The following is an 18,992-nucleotide window of genomic DNA, read 5'->3' as shown; positions in this document are numbered from 1 at the left end:
AAATGAATAAAGCGAGGAAACGGTAAAGCCGCTTATGCTTTGTCGTTTCTTTGCTTTTCTATCTGTCTAACGCCTTCTATTTGCAAAAAAATAGCTCACACATCGGGTGAGAGATGGTTTGAATTCCTATAAAAATAATAGAGATGATGCGACAAATGAATTTTTATTTAAAGCTAAAGTGCTGCAAACGGAGATATATGTTTCGTTAGGTCAAAAAGATAGAGCGTCTTGTTGAACTACAAATGGAACTTAAAATTGAAAATAAGGTTGAAGAGGTTTAGTTAGTATTAGTGGTCCTCAAGCAAGTAGAAGTAGCGGCGCATTTTATTAGTAATGCTGAGACAGCGCCGCTTTTTGGTTTGTATTACTAGCCCAATAAATATGACGTGACTACTTGTTCGTTATTTCTATGGAGTTGATTCTCCCTTTATTCGTGTAACCAATTTGAATAGAGCGGTTCTCTTTTTCTAACACAGCAGAACCTGGCTGATTGTCTACTAGTTTAAATGTATAGCCCTGTAGATTGGTTCCGAAAATATCTTCTACAACGGTTAACGCGGATAGGTGGATTTTTTGTTGAGTAACGGCTGACTTACTTCTTCTTTCAGTTGCATCTTCCACATAGTAGAGCTGTTTCGTGTTTAGGTTAAAATACGCACGCCGATCATCGTTAAAATAAAGATACAAATGACTTGTCTCCTCACTTTCGTAACGATTTGCTAATTGGAGCTCTATTTTTTCTTTGCCACTTAATTTCTGCAATGCTAGCTTCCCTTGCTCGATGTAGATAGTTTCTACTTGATCAAGTGGTACTGGGTAAGCTTTAACATTCAATTTATCGTTAGCCCAATTTAACGTCACTTTTGGTGTAATTACCCCACCCTTTGTCCGCAAGCTTGTCGAGAAGTTCATCGCTTGCTCCTTAGTCGCATCGTAGGACAGATGTCGATGGAAGTACATATTGGAGGTGAAGCGGTCTCCATGCTGTTCGAGCAGTTGTTTCGTTTCCTCAAGCAGTGCCTTACTTACTGCATTCGCACTCAGTTCAACACCGAATTCAGCCCGTGCAATTTTTCCTGTGTCTTGATTAATCCACAACAGTTGATGACCTGCTCTGTCCCCACCAAACTCCAAGAACCAATTATTTTGCTCTGGTAAATGAGTTACCTTTTGTAATGGAAGTGACTTTTCAAGCCGTTCCATTATGTAGCTGATGCTTGCTTCTGCTTGTTTACGAATGTCAGGCTTCAAAGGCTTTAACAAGTCAAGGTTCGCAGATGGCGAAATAACGGGCTTGTCCGCAGATTTTATTGCAGGTTTGGCAGAGGTCAGTGTTGCAGCTGCAATAAGCACGAACAAAGTTGCTCCTACTATCGTCCAGCGGGCTGATCGCTGCTTAAATAATGCAATCATATGTATCCTCCTTTTTATCTGTGTCGAAGACGAGCGGAAGTACGTGACGGGAATAAGGCTTGATGGGTTCGATGATATTTTCATTTGTTTAATAACGGTATATCCATAAGCCTTTACTTCATCAGGACGAAGATAAGATATCGCTCTATCATCACAGGACAGTTCTTGATCTTCCTGCATACGTCTGTAGCTGTACCAAATAATCGGATTGAACCAGTGCAGAACAAGCATCGTAGACATAAGTCCATTTACGAGTAAATCTTTGCGTTTATAGTGAATGAGTTCGTGCAGAAACATATATCGCCATTCATTGGCGTCAAAGGCAGCTATCGTTTCTCTAGGAAGTAAAATATGTGGGCGTAAACAACGATATAGGGCAGGGCTTTTGACTTGATTAGTGAGCAAAACTGGGATATGCCGCTTTATGTTCAACTGTTGTTTGCATTGTTCTAAAATGCTTATAGTTGCTTGATCTTGAAGCGTAATGGCATCTTTAATGACCTGCTTGCGAAAGGTATAGTTAAGGCTAATAAATTTGCAGGTCATAAAGAGCACGCCTAGAAACCAAACATAGAACAAGCCTTCATACAGTGAAAGAGAAGCATCCCATACGATGAGACGGTTCGTTTTTTCTGTCGTTCCTACGGCATTGGTGTAAGAAGTACTTGGATCAGCACTGTTGGATGGATGAGCCAGATCAGATGCTGATGATGTTGCTGCTGTGTTGCCTTGGTTATGAACTCCCTCGTCAACGAGAGCGTATGGATGGATAGGGGCAAGTTCCGTTAAGGATTGTTCCGAACTCATCGTCGGCAGCCAATTGAATAGGCTGAACGAACTTTCGGGTGTCCATGGCACAAGCAGACGCACAACGATGATAAACCATAATAGATAGTGCCAGCGAATAGGCAGCTTATTTTTGAATAGGTGCTTAACCGCCAAAATAAATCCTACAATAACGACTACCAGTAGTGAAGAAGTCCAGATCCAATCAAATAAGGTAGTGATAAAACCCGTTGTTAGGTTCTCCATGTCTATTCTTTCCGTTTCTCTAGTATGTTTTGCAGTTCTTCAATTTCTCGATTCGATATGTTCTCTTGGCTAAGAAAATGGACGAGCATCGGCTTTAATGTGCCGCCATATAAGCGCTGGAGGAAAGATGAACTTTCCGATCTCAAGCACTCTTCTTTGCTAAGTAAAGGATAATAGCAATATAGCTTGCCTTCTTGCGTGTAGCCGAGCACGTTCTTTTTCACGAGTCTACTGATTAGGGATTTGACCGTAGCTGGCTTCCAAGTATTTTCTGTTTGTGCTAAAGCTTCAATTACTTCATGGGCTGTAGCTTTAGAGCGTGCCCAAATCACGTTCATGACTTCCCATTCTGATTCGGTAATTCGTGGAAAGTTGTTCATTGTATACTCCTTTCTGATTACGAGTGTAATCGATTTATGACATACAGATTACACTTGTAATCGGTTAGTGTCAATATATAATTTTCCATTTTATTAGTGATCGTAGATATATAAATCTGTATTTTTTGCTTGTACAACAATTCTTGTAAGCAGTAGTATTATTCCAGAAGTATATTATATTACTGTCTAGAAGAATGGGAGTCTCACATCTTATGACATCCGTATGGAACAAACTACGCCGTATACCAGCAGCCATCCTATGTTTATGGGTTATGCTATTGTTCGTCTTATTTGTAGTGCCGTTAATGGATATTCGTACGGAAAAATGCGCGGTGAGCGAACGGGGAACGTTAAATGTCTCTCTTTGCAGCATGGAGGACGAAGGAGCGATCCCGATTGATGGATTGTGGGAGTATATCCCTGCTCACTTGCTCATGTCTGAGCAAGTTAAGCCTGAACTTGCTACCTTTGTTAGGCTCCCTCATCAATGGAATCCTCATGGATGGAAACCATTTCTCAATGATGACGTCTATGTTGCGACCTATCGTATAAAGCTCAAGCTGCCATCGAACCATCGAGATTATGCGATAAGGGTAACCAATGTAAAGACGGCAAGCAGGCTTTATGCTGATGGTGAGCTGATTGGCTCGACAGGGCAAGTAGGTAACAGTTCGGATACTTCCACGCCTAATAACCGCCCGTATAACGGGTATTTCTCTACAGAACAAGGGGAAGTTGAGCTGGTATTGCAAGTATCCAACTTTGACTTTTATGCGAACCAAGGTGTTTCTGAGCCGATTTATATGGGTACACCAGAAGCTATACAGGCGTTGGAAAAGCGTAGGGGCTATGTGGATGTAGCCATTATTGTCTGCCTGTTATTTATGGCCATTTACTTATCGGGAGAAAGTTTCCATAGGCGTGAAGGGAAAGCAGGCATCTTTTACCCACTGTTTTGCTTTTTTAGTGCCTTTTATGTGGCTTCACATGGTGAAAAAGTGCTGCTGGAATTTCTGCCGTATTTATCATTTGAAGTAAATGTGAAAATCCAGCTTATTTCCGGGGCTTGCGCGGGATACTTCTTCACCGCTCATATTTGTTATCAATTTCAACCGCATGCATCTGTTAAGGTTGCTAAAGGAATAGGTTGGTTAACAATGCTCATCGCGTTGATGGCGATTTTTACGCCGATGAGCATTTATTCCAGATTCAACTATTTATTAATACTGGTGCTTACAGCTGTCGTTGTATATATGGTGGTCGTATCGGTGAAGGCTGTGCATCATAAATTAGTAGGCTCTATGTATATGCTTATTAGTATGCTGGCCGCCTTGCAGGTTATTTTATTAATGGCAATTAAAGTGGTGTGGGTCGGTACACTCACTTATATGCTGCCCATCGGTGTCCCTATTTTCGTGCTGTCACAAGGGTTGTTCTTCTCCAGCCGATTTACGACTGCTTTTAATCGCATCAAGCAATTGTCTGAGCAGTTGGCGAGGCAGATGAAAGATCAGGAACAATTTTTAGTTCGTACTTCTCATGAACTAAAGTCGCCGCTGAATGCGATTATAAATATTAGCCAATCGATGATCCATGGTTCAGGTGGTCAATTAAATGCAGCGCAGCAGTCGGATGTACGCCTTGTAAATGGCACTGCGCAGCGATTGAGCTATCTGGTGAAAGATATTTTGGATCATGAGCAAGTGAAGAACGGCAGAATTCGACTGCATACTGAGCCGGTTGATATTTATCGATTGGTTTCGGTCGTGTTAGATATATTTAATCGCTTGAACCATAATGATGAAGTGGAATTGCGCAATCACGTTGAGCCTGGTAAGCATTATGTTATTGCGGATGAGAATCGAATTCTTCAGAGCTTATACAATTTGCTCGATAATGCACTAAAACATACGCCGTCTGGATCGATAACCGTGTCGTGTGTCCATCAGGAAGGATGGGTATCCATTGCGGTAACGGATACCGGAGTTGGAATGGAAGCGAGTCAGCTTGAGCGAATATTTATGGATTACCAACAGTTGGAGCGAAAAGGATATACGGATACAACGGGAATTGGCATTGGCCTCTCTATAACGAAGCAATTAGTTGAACTCCAAGGAGGACGTATTTCCGTTCATTCTATACTTGGAAAAGGGAGTACTTTCACCTTTATGCTTCCTGCTGTGGATTCCAGTCAGCACGCAGTAGATCATGATGACCTTGTAAGTAGTTCGAATTCCGAAGATCATATTTCATCTTATATGGTCGCACATGTTCAAGAGCAGGCAGCTACCATGGAGTTGCCTCAAGCAAGTGAACGAGCTGCTATATCGTCGATAGGTGCTCGGAATCATAAAGCTCGTATTTTACTCGTCGATGACAGTTACGCCAGCTTGAAGGCACTTATTAATTTGCTGGAGATGGAAGGGTATAGTTGTGAATCGGCAAAGAGCGGTGAAGCTGCCTTGAAGCTGCTGCAAGATGGCAATCGCTTCAACTTGTGCATTATGGATGTTATGATGCCGAAAATGTCTGGATTTGAATTGTGCCGTGAAATTCGTCAGCAATATCATTCATTAGAGCTGCCAATATTGATGGCCACAGCTGGCTCGAATACCGAGATGAATTTGGCGGGGTTTGAAGCAGGGGCTAATGATTTTATCCATAAACCTTTTGATTGGACAGACTTAAAAGGGCGCGTAAAAACATTGATTCAGCTTAAAGAAACAGCTGTGCAGTTAGTTCATTCGGAGCGGGACATGCTGCGTGCTCAAATTAAGCCACATTTTTTGTTCAACTCGATTAATACGATATCGTGGATGAGTAAACGTGACTCTGATGCAACGAGAAGGCTCTTGCATGCGTTAAGTGATTTCTTGCGAGGAAGCTTTGACTTTGATAATGAGGTAGATGAGGTTCCCTTTTCAGAAGAAGTTGCACTCATTAAGGCCTATTTATCGCTGGAACAAGCACGCTTCGGTGACCGGTTGAATGTGGAGTACGCTTTGGATGTGACAGATTTTCATATGCCACCATTATTGTTACAGCCGATTGTGGAAAATGCAGTTCGCCACGGACTTATGGAAAAAGTAGAAGGTGGAACGGTTAACATTTCCTCCCGTAAAGTTGGGGAATGGATTGAATTGTCTGTATCGGATAATGGGGTAGGAATTTCGTTGGACGAGATGAAGTTGGATGTAACAGTAGCTGTGCCGCCAATGGACGGTAAACGAAAGGGAATCGGACTCGCCAATATTAATGGCCGTTTGAGAAGTATGTATGGAACATATTTGGACATTCGTCGTCTTGAAAGCGGAGGTACAGTTATAACGATGAAAATACGTGCAGAGAAGGGGAGCATATGACCTATCGGATACTAGTCGTAGATGATGAGCTACCTGCATTAGGTGAGATGGAAGATATGTTAGGAGAAGAACCTTTAGCAGGGGAAATCACTTTATTCTCACATGCGCAGCAAGCACTGGAGTGGGCACTTCAACATGAGCCGGATATCGTGCTGTTGGATATTCAAATGCCTGGGATTACGGGGCTTGCGTTTGCGGAGCAACTCCTTGAGCAGAAGCCTATGATAGAAGTCGTATTCGTAACCGCTTATAATCAATACGCAATCCAGGCGTTCGAATTAAGTGCGGTCGATTATATACTAAAGCCCGTCAAGCCCGAGCGGTTACAGCTATCAATAAATCGCATTCATCGTCGACGATCAGGGAAAACAATCCTTGAAAATGAGCAAGTGTCATCAGTGGGCGGCGTGTATGAGCAGCACTCTTCTGAATCGTCATCCACCCCGAGCGCAGCATTACTAGAATCCAATGGACCCCGAATTTACAGCCTTGGACGTTTGGAAATACATGCCCAAGCTGGTCTTGTAAAGTGGCGTACGCTTAAGGTTGAAGAATTGTTTGCTTATTTGCTGTATAAGGATTCAGTCAGTCTAGACCAGATTATTACGGATATATTTCCTAATTCTGACCCTGACAAAGCGAAGCAATATGTACATACCTGTGTGTACCAGCTCCGCCGTGCTGTAGCGGAGAGAGAGTTGCAGGAGCATATTCACGTTTCGTTTCGTGATCGGATGTATCGATTAGTGTTAACAGATATATGGCATGATAGGGACGAACTTATGAATCTTCCATCTCTGTTAACTAATATTGAGAAATGGGAAGAAAAATTGACGTTGTATCGCGGTGATTGGTGCGAAGGGCTGGATAATCTTTGGATGTCTGTCCATCGTGAAGAGTTGCGGGAGCGATTTATATGGCTGATGGAAGATGCGGTTAGTCATTTAAAGAAGCAGGGGGATTACCGGAAGGCGATTACCTATGCACGCAAATTGCTCCATTTTGAGCCGTGGAATGAAGATTACGCACTTCAAATGGTCGAGTGTTATATCGAGGTAGGGGAAAAAGCAAAAGCAAAAAGTTTTGTGCAAGAATACAAGGAGCAGTATGAGAGAGAGTTGGGAGAATCGCTGCCTATTGATTGGTATGATTATGTTGCGAAGCTACTTAAAGAAGAGTATGAAATGAATTCGTAAAGATGTTGGCCTATTATATAGAACGAATAATAGATACATATAGAACTGTCTGCCGATAGGTGGGCAGTTTTTTTTATATTATGATATCTCTTTATTTTTGTCTGCATAAAAAAATATGGCCGTAACGTTGAAAAATTGTCGAGAAAAAACGAATGAACACCTATTTTTTCAGCGTTTGTTCAGTGGCTATTACTATGATGATTCATAAGGATTAGGTATATGTACCTAAAAAATAAGGGCGAAGGGGTATGAAAATTGGCATTTAAAAAACATAATCCAAGACGAATATATGCATTTATGTTAGCTATAGTTATGATCAGTTCAATCGTGTTAACACCTTTTGCAACAAAGGTGGAAGCTGCTGCAGAGCAGCGCGAAATTGGTGGGAAACTCATCAATGGTGTGCAGGAGCCATTAAAAGTTACCGTGAAAAATGATGGTGAACTCACTGCTTACTTATGGCAGGGGAATGGCTACGTAGGACAATACTTTGACAATAAAGCCTGGGGGACAAATCTGTTTTATACCGATTCAGGTACAGTTACGAGACAATTCTCCCCTTACTTTGCTAGCTATCAATCAACTGGGACAAATGTACCGCTAGGTGAAGGTATTATTACTATGCCTGATGCACATACAATTGTAGTAACGTGGCAGCTTGATTCTGGGGAATTGGAACTAAAGCAGACGATCTATTATCCGGAAAATGAAAGATACATGGAAAAAGAATGGTCAATTGAAAATAAGTCAGCCTCCAAAACATATAGCAATTTGAAGCTATTTCATGGTGGAGATACAATGTTTGGTGGAGAAGATAGTGCTAAGTCCTATTGGGACCCCATATTGAACATGGTTTATGTGAAAAATGATGATATGTCCCGCTTTGGATTAATGGGCTTTGCAGGTAAAAATACATCTCCAGCTGACCGATACTATGGCGGGGACTTTAGAAAGGGCAATTCGGAGGCAAGTAATGGGCAGTTGTCGAATTCAGTAAATTCGGAAAATACCGATGCTGGCTACCAATTGCAATGGAATCGTCAAACATTGGGCACTAATGAAAAGTGGGTCATTCAATCTACCGAAATGTGGACGACTGCGGGCTCCTTGCAAATTATAGCGCCTCCTTCACAAACAACTGCTCCAAACAGTACAGTGGCCTATCAATTTAAGCTTCAAAACTTCCAAAATAACGCAGATGTATTTGACTTATACGCAACATCAGCTAATGGATGGAAGGTAAACATTGTTGAAGGAACTAGTGTTACTGTCCCTGGTAATGGAGCAATCAAAACGGTAACGGTGGAAGTACAGGTGCCCGCGGGGGCTGCTGGAACAGATACGATTACGTTGACAGGAACATCGCAAAAGGATCAAACGATTACCAATGTCGGAAGTGCGACTACGACGATTAATGCGGCACTGCCTGTCATCTCCAGTGTGACAGCTGTTCCTAATAAAGTAGCAGTGGGCACTGCGATTAACGTCCCTATTGAGATTCAAACAGCGAATGTTCCTGACGGTGCTTCTGTACAAGTGGAATTGGTAGACGAAAATAAACGGTCGCTGTCCCCTGCTATAACGGCAAGTGGAGCGGTAACGAATAACAAGGCGACTGTAACATTACCAGTGACAGATGTGTTAAATAAAGCGAATTATTACATCAAAGTAAAAGTGGATGGCGTAAGCGCAGTCCACAGCTCGACGAAGTTTGATGTGACAGAAGGTAACAACGCGGATCTTCTTCGTATTTTTACAACACCAGGTACATTAAGCCCTGCATTCGATAAAAATATTACCGATTATGCTGTATCCGTAACTGAAGATGTATACAACATTACGGTGACAGGGGCTGTTTACGATCCCCGTTCTACATTGAAAGTAAATGGCGTAAAAGTAAACAGCAATCAAGCGTCTGACCTTATTCCGTTGAAGACGGGAGACAATGTCATACAAGTTGAAGTCACAGCGCCAGATGGCACGACGAAGAAAACGTACACGATAAATGTTAACAAACAACCGAGCCGAAATGCACAGCTGCTGCATGCAGCAGTGTCACCGGGTACGATAAGCCCTACATTTTCTAGCGGTACGACTGAATACGAAGTGAACGTTGGGCATGAAAGCGATCAATTGTCCGTCACTGATCTTGTATATAGTCCAAATGCTAACATCTCAGTAATTGGAGCAACTTACAATCCGTTAACGGGTGGCTATACGTTCCCATTGCAAATTGGTGTTAACGAATTAAAAGTAATTGTGACGGCTGAGGATGGACTTACTCAAACGGTATATACCATTAAAGCGACTCGACAATCGAAGGAAAGCGAGGTAGCTCAGGCATTAAAAGAACTGTCCATCGGCTATGCAAACGGGGATAGCTGGGAAAGCGTAACGAAAAATGTGATTCTGCCCACAACAGGCAAGTTTAACACATCGGTGAAGTGGACATCGAGTGACCCGGCTGTGTTGAACGAAAAGGGAGAAATTAATCCTTCTCCAGATAAAGATACAACGGTATGGATGACCGCTACTGTTGAGAAGGATGGCGTGAAAGCGACGCGTACGTTCCTTGTAATTGTGAAAAAGAGCTCGCTGCAAATTGTAAAAGAAGATAGCTCTAGAACGGTACCAATTCAGGCAGGGAACGATGCTGAGGACGTAGAGAATAACGTCATTACGCGCAAGACGATGTCAGATGGTACGAAAATAGACAAAGTAGTCGTTGATCCGGCTAAGACGGAATCAGCACGTGTGAAGGCACAAGCGAATAATCAATCTTCTATACGCCTTATCGCTGCTGATCTGCCAAGTGATCCAGCAGATGAAGTAGCAGTAGAGGTGCCAATTGCTGCTTATTCTCCTCTAGCTAATGGATTAAATTTGGTTATTGAGACTGCTGGGGCACATGTTGTATTAAATAAAGCAACGCTGCATCAATTGAAGCAAGATGGTAATGACCTGTTCTTCCGTTTTGTACCGATTCGTGGAGAGCAGCAGAAGAAGGCGTTAACGGATCAGGCTAAAAATGATGCATTAGTGAAACAAACAGCAGGAACAAAACAAGTAAAACTTGTTGGTACACCGATGATCGTTGAAACGAACTATTCGGATCGTGAGACAAAGCTTGTATTCCCATTAGATAGACTGCAAGCTCCGACTGATACAGCAGCTCAAGCTGCTTATCTGAAGTCCTTGTATGTGTATATTCAGCATAGTGACGGCAGTAAAGATTTGAAGCAAGGCGTTATCGAGCGGGATGCTGCTGGCAAGGTTATCGGATTGTCTATCGTGATTCATAAGTTCAGTACATTTACAATCGTGAAAATGGATGCGGTAAATAACGGTGGTGGTTCTACGGGCTCCACTGGCGGTATAGTACCTCCGATAACGGGAGGATCGAAAGAAACAGATAAAGACAAGGATTCAAATAAACATAATCATGGTGTGAAGACGGTTCAGCATAAGCCATATATAAAAGGGTTCAAAGACGGCACGTTCCGCCCAGAGAAGTCTATCACTCGTGCAGAACTAGCTGTAATGCTGTGGAAGCTCAGTGAAGCTAAAGCGGCATCAACGCTAGCATCTGAATCTAAATTCAAGGATGTTCAAGCGGGCAACTGGGCATTTGCGGCTATCCAATCGTTAAGTGCGAAAGGAATCATGATCGGTGTTGGTAAAGATTCATTTGAACCGAATCGTCCACTTACGAGAGCAGAGATGGCAGCTACAGTTGCTCGTTGGAAGCAGCTAAAGGCAGCGAAAGCAAGCAGCTTTGAAGATGTGAAAGGCCACTGGGCTGAGAAACATATTACTGCGCTTGTAGAAGCGGGAGCGGCTCATGGATACAAAGATGGCAGCTATCGCCCGGATGCTTCGATTACAAGAGCAGAAGCGGTTAAGCTGGTGAATAGATTGTTGGAACGTGGTCCTTTGTTGGAAGTGACTAAGCCAACATGGCGTGATGTGTTAACGACGCATTGGGCTTATGGTGATATTGAAGAAGCATCGCAAGCACATACGGCTGAAGTCGTACCTGCAAAAGGTGAAAAATTAATTTCTAAATAAGGCGCTATCGTTTTATTATTGGAAAATAAGTAATAAAGGAACCCGCAAGCAGCCAATGGCACTGGCTCTTTGCGGGTTTGTTATTTTGAATGGTTAGAACGTCATATGTTCCGTGCCTCCAAGAAATTCAAGTACACATTTGGAATTAAATAAAACAATGCTTTCAGCCAACTGCCGATCAGGAAAATTTCTTTGCAGCAGCTTTAGTCCACCTGCAGTATAGGAAATATGATGATGCAGCTTATAGAACAGCATTCGATTGCGATCTAAGGCATCATTTCTGAAATAGCAATATTGTTCATCAAAGCGAAACGCCATGAAGCTGTGTTCATACTCAAGATCAAAAAACATAGCACCATCGATATCAATGAAGCATGGCTCAAGCAACTTGTTGATGACGATATGGTTGGGACCAAGCTCTCCATGGATAAAATGGTACGTCTGACGCGGTTTCATTCGCGATTCTAGTTCGTGAATAGTATCCAATAGTTGTGCTTGCTGTTCACTTATATCGTTTACATATTGGGCAGCGAATGAAAGCTGCTTGTGTGCGTTCTTCATGATCGATAGGTGACAAGGCTCGTTGTTCTTTCCAAGCTCGTCTAATTTTCCGTACGTACTGCTTTGATTAGAATGAATGGCTGCAAGCATGTCGTTCGCTTTCGTAAATATTTTATGTTGTACATCATGATTAGCTTGGAAATAGGCATCTGAAGGTTGGCCATCTACATATTCAACAAACGCAAAGTCGAATGGATATTGCAGTTTGTCTTGATTTAAATAGTATACAGTAGGAATTCGAACATTGAGCTGATGCAAGAAGTTATAATTCTGTGCAAATAATCGACTGCCGCAGTATGGCTCTAATCGCTGCTGCTCTTCTTCTCTTTCTTGTTGAAAATAATTAATAGCTTGATCCCAGACGTAGAGTACAAAGCTAAAATGATTCGTACAGTTAATTTTATAGACTGCCTTTTGTGCACCGCCTTGTATGCTAAGAATATTTTCGACCATATAATTCGTGCCAAAAATGTTCTTAACATGCGTTTGTAGATCATCTGGTTTAAGGTGACATTGGTAGGCCATCATCATGAGCAACACTCCATCATTTGAATTGTGCCGGCTTCCTAAATATAAGGAAAAGAAATACAAAAATATAGACTATTTCTTTCTGTTAAGATATGATGTTGAATAAGGTCTTTTTTGATTTTTATTTACAATTAATGGATTGGGATTGTTATTGATCAAGCCGCTAATATATAGCTATTTCAAGCTTAGAACCGAGGTCATCTTAAGTGGAAATCACTTGAGAAACCTCGGTTCTTTTTGCATACCTCGGACAAATTTCGTATAGCTTAATGATCCGATGGGTACAATTGGGAATAACAAAGTGCAGGAGGAGGTGAGTCTGATGGATATTTCCTTACAGCCTGACGAGGTGATCGCCCGAATACGTCAACGCGTATCAAATGGTGGTTCGGTGAGTAAAAAGCAAGTGAAGCAAAGTGACCCCGAGTTGATGAGAAGTGCATTGTTCTACTTCCCTAGCTGGGAACATGCGGTGAAACATGCAGATCCGTTGTAAATAGAGCGAGCAGGGGAGGAGTAAATGATCCTTCCCTGCTTTTTGTACAATATTGAGAAAAAAATCACAAATAACTATTTACAATGGTAAATGGATATGATTTACTGTAAGTGAAAGTTCACACAATGTTCAAAGTGAAAATAATCACATCATCTGCAATGTCAGCTGATGAAGGTGCAATGCAGCATCGCTAACATCCACCCAATCCAAATTACGATGACGCAATTCATTTATTTTATTAGGAGATGGAGGAACTCTTGATGAAAAAAGTACTCATTCTAGGCGCTGGCTACGGTGGTTTGCTTAGCGCTCTTACACTACGCAAATATATGACAGCCGAGGAAGCTGCCATTACCGTTGTTAATCGTTATCCGACGCATCAAATTATGACAGAGCTTCATCGACTTGCGGCTGATACTATTTCTGAACAAGCGATAGCACTTCCCTTGCACAGATTGCTGCAAGGCAAGCAGGTCGACATATGCGTGGATACGGTCTTGTCCATTCAACCCGATAACAATCAGGTCGAGCTGGAGAGCGGCACAACGTATGTATATGACGTGCTCGTAATTGCGCTTGGCAGTGAAACAGCCTTTTACGGGATTCCAGGGCTTAGGGAGAATAGCTACACGCTCAAGTCGATTGAAGATGCGAATCGAATCCGTAATCATATCAAAGGTCGTATTGAAGCTTATCGAAATACGAAAGATACAGCAGACATGACTATTATCGTTGGTGGAGGCGGCCTTACGGGCGTAGAGTTAGTAGGAGAATTGGCGGATATGCTGCCCAAATGGTGCTCCAGTATGGGCGTCAATCCTCAGGATGTACGATTATATAATATCGAATCGTCCCCAACCATTTTACAAGGTTTTGAGGCCGGGTTGGTAACAAGGGCACAGACCAGTTTAAAGAAGCGGGGTGTGCATTTTATAAATGGAGCGCCTGTTATTGAGGTTCAAGGGAATAAGGTACTGCTAAAAGACGGTCAGTCGATGCAAGCGAACACGTTAGTTTGGACAGGTGGAGTACAGGGCAGTGAGATTGTAGCAAACTGTGGTATTAAGGTAGAACGTGGCCGTGCAATTGTTAATTCCTACTTACAATCTACTTCGAACGCGGCTATTTTCGTAGTAGGGGACAGTGCGATTATAGATGATGAAAAAGGGCGTCCTTATCCTCCATCTGCACAACTAGCTTGGCAAATGGGCGAAACAGTCGGATATAATATGTTTGCTTATTTGAACAATGACTCCATGCAAATGTTTAAGCCTACTATCTCTGGAAAAATAGCCAGCTTAGGTAGAAAGGATGCCATTGCATCGGTTGGAGCCAGCGGTATACCATTCACAGGATTGCCGGCATCTTTAATAAAAGAAGCAAGCAAGATGAGATACCTCGCACATATTCGGGCTTTATTTGCATATGTTCATTAAGATACAAGCACTTATTCGACTATATTCAACAAAGCTAGCAATCGACGAAATTCGCTTCGTACGATAGCTAGCTTATTTGTTTTTTCGCAAAAAGCTCGACAAAATCTATCAATGACAAAAAACAGTAAATCGTGTAAGATCACGAATTACAGAGACTGAGAAATGGAAAGGAAATTAAAATCATGGCGCATTGGGGAAATCCATGGTTATATCGCACGACTCGAAAAAGCAACGCAGCGGTCCGATTGATTTGCTTTCCATATGCAGGTGGTAGCCCCTCTTTATATCGGAGTTGGTCAGATGCTTTTGATGCACAGGTTGAGGTTGTTTCCGTTCACCTTCCGGGGAGAGGTGCACGATTAATGGAACCACCTATTACTCAAATCGATATACTTGTGAAATGTATTGCACAAGGGATGCTTCGGGTAATAAGCGAAATGCCATTTGCTTTTTTTGGACATAGTATGGGAGCTTTAATTGCTTATGAGTTGACTCGTCATTTGCAAGAGCAATATGGTTTACGACCTGAGCATTTATTTGTTTCTGCACGAAGTAGTCCACATACGCCCAGAAGAGAGCAGACAGAACGTCATAAGTTGTGTGATCAGCAGTTGAAAGAGACTATAAAGAACTGGAATGGTACGCCCGAATGGGTACTACATAACGAAGAATTGATGAACATAGCACTACCTATCATTCGTGCAGATTTAGAGTTGTGCGAGACGTATCGCTATACGGATAAAGGACGTTTGAACGTTCCTATTACTGCCTTTGCAGGTACAAACGATCCTTTGGTTTCTGTCGAAGAGATTGGACAGTGGCGAGAGGTGACGGACAGCCAATTTGACTTGAACTTGATGGAAGGGGAACATTTCTATATTCATCACAGTATGAATCGCCTCACATCATTTATTCAACAACAGCTTCAACCCTCTTATATGAATGAGCAAGTGGTGAAGTTGTGAATGACGAATAATGACTTCCATCATGTAATCTGGTGCTGCCTTCAGGTATTCGAATAACGGCAGCACCATTTTTAGTATAAAAATAATGTAATACTATAAATTATGGAAGAGGCACACCGCGAGAGCTAACGTACAAGGAGTACCATTCTTCTCTCGTAAGCACAACACTGCCTGCATCTTTACAAGCACGAATACGGTCTGGATTAACCGTACCGATTACAGGTTGAATATTAGCAGGGTGGAACATAAGCCAAGCCAAGACGATGGCTTCAGGCGTCGTGTCTTTGTCCGCAGCCATTTGCTGTACAAGTTTAGCTGTTGAGATAATATGTTCAGGCTGACCATCCAAGCTGCGTCCAGAGAATACACCTTGAGCGAGTGGTCCCCATGCTTGCAGTTGAATATTTTCGAGACGGCAGAATTCAAGTGTGCCTTCTGGGAACGTATCTTGAGCAGCAGCATCTGTATTCACCTGTACCCCTTGATTCAACCAGCCAATCTTCGCTAGGCTCATCTCCAATTGGTTCACGATAAACGGATGTTTGCTGTAAGCTTGCAGCAAGCGAATTTGTCCTGCGCTCATATTGGATACACCGAACGAACGCACTTTACCTGCTGTATGAAGCTTGTCGAGCGTGCGCGCCACTTCCTCTGGATCCATCAGCGGATCTGGACGGTGCAGCAATAAAATATCGATATACTCAAGCCCTAGACGCTGTAATATTCCATCTACGCTAGTAGTGATATGAGACTCAGACGCATCGTATCTTCCAGGCATACCAGGTGCTTCGCTCGGGCGAATACAGCATTTGGACTGAATGATCATTTTCTCTCTCAAAAAAGGGCTTTCTTTCAGTACTTGTCCGAATACTTGCTCTGCTTTGCCTTTTGTGTAAATATCCGCATGATCGAACATATTGATGCCAATCGATAGCGCTGCGTCTACTGCTGCATGCGCTTGCTTTACCTGTTCATTCGTAATCGGGTCATGATTCCAAGCTCCGCCTAGCCCCATGCAGCCTAGAACAAGTTGAGTGGCTGGGATGTTATGGCGATTTAACGGGATGTTTGGCAACGGAAATCTCTCCTTATCGCGTGGATATGTTTGAACTCAAGATGCTGTTGAAAATATAATTCCTTTACTTTTTTACGATACTACGGAGTTGAGTGAGTTTCAAACTATGATTACCCAAAAGTAAATTTATGCTAAAATTATGAGAAGAGGAGGAGAGATATGAAACCGTATTTGATTTTTGACTTTGATGGAACGCTCGTCCAGTCTAAGGAGCTAGCCATTTATGTTTTGAATAAGCTAGCAGTGAAATATGGTGGACGCACAGTGAATAGTGATGAAATCGATGATTTGTCAGAAATGTCTATCCCTGATCGAATGCGTGTTTTGAATATCCCCATGTATAGATTGCCGGCTCTTCTAATTGAAGGCAAAAAAGAATATAGAAAATTAGCTGCCAAACTTCAACCAGTTGAGGGTATTATTTCTGTACTATATTTTTTAAAACAGAAAGGCTACTCGCTTGGACTCCTCTCTTCTAATAGACAGGATGTTATTTGCCCATTTCTAGAAGTGCATCAATTGCATGTTTTTGATTTTGTACATTCCGTCACCAATTTATTTGGAAAGCATCATGCAATTGCGCATGTTGCTCGGAAGTATCATATAGATTTGCAGGATATTAGATATGTTGGCGATGAACTTCGAGATATTCAGGCTTGCAAGAAAATTGGGTTGAAAATGGTCGCTGTTACATGGGGATACGATTCCGCTAAGCTGTTAAAAGACGCAGATCATATTTGTCATTCTCCTGAATCGTTAATACAACTAGTTTTAAATATTACAGAGCCTTAAAAATAAATAATCTCATCTGGCTCACGCTCAGGTTTACTGATTGGCCAAGCTACTTGTTCTCCGTATTTCTCTACATTTATCCACGCTATGAAATGTTCTGCTCCAAATACGCCTACATAATGGGAATAGGTATCACCTTCAGGGTCTACAAATACATGGAATTCTTGGAAGAAGTTATTTCCTTTAAGATGAGATAAAAAATCATCAAATTCGCGTTGGAGCGCACGAGCATTCGTATTGAGATCCTCTTTGACTTCCATATAGTTTGAGTGATGGGTAAATTTGATTTCGACGATCAACTTGTTTCCTCCTCAATATAGGTTCAATAATCGGGTAATATCGACTTCTTGAATCAATGTTACGTGAGTTTCAAAATTTGCATACCTTCGATAAAAGATGGCTGAATCCATTTCCTAACTAACAGATTAATGATGTCTTCTTTTTTGTCATAGATAAGATATTTCCCGTATTTCTGAATTAATTGCTCAGGAGAATCGGAGATTTTTATTTTAATAACTTGTTCGAAGGAAGAGCCATCGTCATTTTTATAATTTGTATAGACATAACCGCGTTCATGCCGCCCAACTAGCGTTACGGTTTTTATGAAAATTAATGTCCCTCTATCTTGTTGTTCGAGAATGGTCTTTATTTCTTTTTCCAGCAAGCTTTCATCTACATTCTGTTCTGAATCATCCAGCTTCTTAATAAGCTGATAGATACGAAGTAGCAATGGTTTGAGCGCAACAATCGTTTCATAAGTCATACTGATATCTCTCCTTTGTATGTGATATTACATTGTACGAAGATCCGCGACAGCCATATAATAGAAGCAGGCTATTCCAGTTACATGAATTCATTTTATTTATTCAGTAGGGAAAAAATTATGGCAGTAAAGTAACGTAGATGATCGTTCTGTTACACGTAGATTAAGCATCATGTATGTACAGAGAGGAGTAGGGAACTTGGCTACTATTGTAGGGAAAATTATCGAAATTAACCGATATCCTGTTAAATCATTTGCGGGTGAGCGCTTGGATTCATGTCGTATCGAATCGTATGGCATGTATGGAGATAGATTTTGTGCCTTCTATGATGAGACGAAGCAGGGCTGGAATAGTTTCTTTACCGCACGTCAAATTCCTAATATGCTTGCTTACCAAGCCAAACATGTGGATGACGGTATTGTCGTCGTTGGGCCAGATGGAAGGACATTTGGCTGGGATGAACGATTACTGCAAGAGATTCAATCTTATTCGAAGAAAAAAATGTCGATGACAAGCTATCGAGCACCGAATCCCACTGATCCACAGCTGATGTCTGTAGATGCGGCCAGTATCCTTATTGTAACGGATGCGACTTTGCGCAAGCTTGAAGCTTTATGGGGCAAGCCTGTCGATCATCGCAGATTCCGGGCTAACATCGTTGTTGCAGTCGAAGAAGGTGTTGCATCGGAAATAGAATGGATTGGTAAACGTCTTACGGTAGGGGACGTACACTTGCAAGTGGATGAAGAATGCTCTCGCTGCGCGATTACTACACTTGATCCAGTTACACTGGAACGTGATTCGTCCCTATTAAAAACGTTAAACGCAGAAATGAATATGAACTTTGGTGTGTATGCCTCCGTTAAGAAGGAAGGACATATTCAAGAAGGCGATAAACTGTATATATCCAATGTATAAAGCTGT

At 42.0% G+C, this 18,992-nt stretch carries 14 protein-coding genes; 8 read left to right on the top strand and 6 right to left on the bottom strand.

The features are described 5' to 3' along the window. Positions 1–390: 390 nt before the first annotated feature. Positions 391–2,445, bottom strand: a complete 2,055-nt coding sequence (locus IFO66_RS09000; protein ID WP_192024833.1) for a M56 family metallopeptidase — start codon at positions 2,443–2,445, stop codon at positions 391–393. Between the two features lie 2 nt (positions 2,446–2,447). After that, positions 2,448–2,825, bottom strand: coding sequence for a BlaI/MecI/CopY family transcriptional regulator (locus tag IFO66_RS08995; RefSeq protein WP_192024832.1), 378 nt, complete (start codon positions 2,823–2,825; stop codon positions 2,448–2,450). 212 nt (positions 2,826–3,037) lie between these two features. Between IFO66_RS08995 and IFO66_RS08990 the strand changes: the two genes are divergently transcribed. The 3 genes from IFO66_RS08990 to IFO66_RS08980 all read left to right on the top strand — a co-directional run bounded on the left by IFO66_RS08990 (position 3,038) and on the right by IFO66_RS08980 (position 11,451). Beyond that, on the top strand, positions 3,038–6,187 hold the full coding sequence (locus tag IFO66_RS08990; RefSeq protein WP_192024831.1) for a hybrid sensor histidine kinase/response regulator: 3,150 nt from the start codon (positions 3,038–3,040) through the stop codon (positions 6,185–6,187). Further along, on the top strand, positions 6,184–7,383 hold the full coding sequence (locus IFO66_RS08985; protein WP_192024830.1) for a response regulator: 1,200 nt from the start codon (positions 6,184–6,186) through the stop codon (positions 7,381–7,383). The genes IFO66_RS08990 and IFO66_RS08985 overlap by 4 nt, the downstream gene beginning before the upstream one ends. Before the next feature lie 255 nt (positions 7,384–7,638). Next, positions 7,639–11,451 (top strand): S-layer homology domain-containing protein, encoded by a 3,813-nt coding sequence (locus IFO66_RS08980; protein WP_192024829.1) that lies wholly within the window; start codon positions 7,639–7,641, stop codon positions 11,449–11,451. Positions 11,452–11,544: 93 nt separating this feature from the next. On the opposite strand, the gene IFO66_RS08975 is transcribed toward IFO66_RS08980, so the two are convergent. Beyond that, positions 11,545–12,543 carry a phosphotransferase gene (locus IFO66_RS08975; RefSeq protein ID WP_192024828.1) on the bottom strand — a complete coding sequence of 333 codons (999 nt, stop codon included), beginning with the start codon at positions 12,541–12,543 and terminating at the stop codon, positions 11,545–11,547. A gap of 319 nt (positions 12,544–12,862) precedes the next feature. Here IFO66_RS08975 and IFO66_RS08970 point away from each other — a divergent pair, with 319 nt between their 5' ends. The 3 genes from IFO66_RS08970 to IFO66_RS08960 all read left to right on the top strand — a co-directional run bounded on the left by IFO66_RS08970 (position 12,863) and on the right by IFO66_RS08960 (position 15,437). Beyond that, positions 12,863–13,036, top strand: a complete 174-nt coding sequence (locus IFO66_RS08970; protein ID WP_192024827.1) for a hypothetical protein — start codon at positions 12,863–12,865, stop codon at positions 13,034–13,036. A gap of 257 nt (positions 13,037–13,293) precedes the next feature. After that, positions 13,294–14,472, top strand: a complete 1,179-nt coding sequence (locus IFO66_RS08965) for an NAD(P)/FAD-dependent oxidoreductase (protein ID WP_192024826.1) — start codon at positions 13,294–13,296, stop codon at positions 14,470–14,472. 182 nt (positions 14,473–14,654) lie between these two features. Then, positions 14,655–15,437: a thioesterase II family protein gene (locus IFO66_RS08960; protein WP_192024825.1), complete on the top strand. Its 783-nt coding sequence runs from the start codon at positions 14,655–14,657 to the stop codon at positions 15,435–15,437. A 100-nt stretch (positions 15,438–15,537) separates the two neighbouring features. Here IFO66_RS08960 and IFO66_RS08955 read toward each other — a convergent pair whose 3' ends face one another. Then, positions 15,538–16,512: an aldo/keto reductase gene (locus IFO66_RS08955; RefSeq protein WP_225445617.1), complete on the bottom strand. Its 975-nt coding sequence runs from the start codon at positions 16,510–16,512 to the stop codon at positions 15,538–15,540. A gap of 159 nt (positions 16,513–16,671) precedes the next feature. On the opposite strand from IFO66_RS08955, the gene IFO66_RS08950 reads away from it, so the two are divergent. Next, complete coding sequence (locus IFO66_RS08950; protein WP_192024824.1) at positions 16,672–17,304, top strand: HAD hydrolase-like protein; 633 nt, start codon at positions 16,672–16,674, stop codon at positions 17,302–17,304. Here IFO66_RS08950 and IFO66_RS08945 read toward each other — a convergent pair. Both IFO66_RS08945 and IFO66_RS08940 read right to left on the bottom strand, forming a co-directional pair. Next, positions 17,301–17,603 carry a hypothetical protein gene (locus tag IFO66_RS08945; RefSeq protein ID WP_192024823.1) on the bottom strand — a complete coding sequence of 101 codons (303 nt, stop codon included), beginning with the start codon at positions 17,601–17,603 and terminating at the stop codon, positions 17,301–17,303. The two genes, IFO66_RS08950 and IFO66_RS08945, sit on opposite strands and share 4 nt — an antisense overlap. Before the next feature lie 59 nt (positions 17,604–17,662). Further along, positions 17,663–18,067, bottom strand: coding sequence for a hypothetical protein (locus IFO66_RS08940; protein ID WP_192024822.1), 405 nt, complete (start codon positions 18,065–18,067; stop codon positions 17,663–17,665). Positions 18,068–18,266: 199 nt separating this feature from the next. On the opposite strand from IFO66_RS08940, the gene IFO66_RS08935 reads away from it, so the two are divergent. Then, positions 18,267–18,986: an MOSC domain-containing protein gene (locus IFO66_RS08935; RefSeq protein ID WP_225445616.1), complete on the top strand. Its 720-nt coding sequence runs from the start codon at positions 18,267–18,269 to the stop codon at positions 18,984–18,986. The last annotated feature ends 6 nt before the right edge of the window (positions 18,987–18,992 follow it).

This window comes from Paenibacillus arenosi, assembly GCF_014841135.1.
In the GTDB taxonomy this organism is placed as follows: domain Bacteria; phylum Bacillota; class Bacilli; order Paenibacillales; family Paenibacillaceae; genus Paenibacillus_B; species Paenibacillus_B arenosi.
This window is presented reverse-complemented; position numbering and strand designations above follow the sequence as displayed.

What these genes read in the sequence shown, in the direction of transcription:
- IFO66_RS09000 (WP_192024833.1), bottom strand. Translation starts at nt 2,445, where the DNA reads ATGGAGAACCTAACAACGGGTTTTATCACTACCTTATTTGATTGGATC.
- IFO66_RS08995 (WP_192024832.1), bottom strand. Translation starts at nt 2,825, where the DNA reads ATGAACAACTTTCCACGAATTACCGAATCAGAATGGGAAGTCATGAAC.
- IFO66_RS08990 (WP_192024831.1), top strand. Translation starts at nt 3,038, where the DNA reads ATGACATCCGTATGGAACAAACTACGCCGTATACCAGCAGCCATCCTA.
- IFO66_RS08985 (WP_192024830.1), top strand. Translation starts at nt 6,184, where the DNA reads ATGACCTATCGGATACTAGTCGTAGATGATGAGCTACCTGCATTAGGT.
- IFO66_RS08975 (WP_192024828.1), bottom strand. Translation starts at nt 12,543, where the DNA reads ATGATGATGGCCTACCAATGTCACCTTAAACCAGATGATCTACAAACG.
- IFO66_RS08970 (WP_192024827.1), top strand. Translation starts at nt 12,863, where the DNA reads ATGGATATTTCCTTACAGCCTGACGAGGTGATCGCCCGAATACGTCAA.
- IFO66_RS08960 (WP_192024825.1), top strand. Translation starts at nt 14,655, where the DNA reads ATGGCGCATTGGGGAAATCCATGGTTATATCGCACGACTCGAAAAAGC.
- IFO66_RS08950 (WP_192024824.1), top strand. Translation starts at nt 16,672, where the DNA reads ATGAAACCGTATTTGATTTTTGACTTTGATGGAACGCTCGTCCAGTCT.
- IFO66_RS08940 (WP_192024822.1), bottom strand. Translation starts at nt 18,067, where the DNA reads ATGACTTATGAAACGATTGTTGCGCTCAAACCATTGCTACTTCGTATC.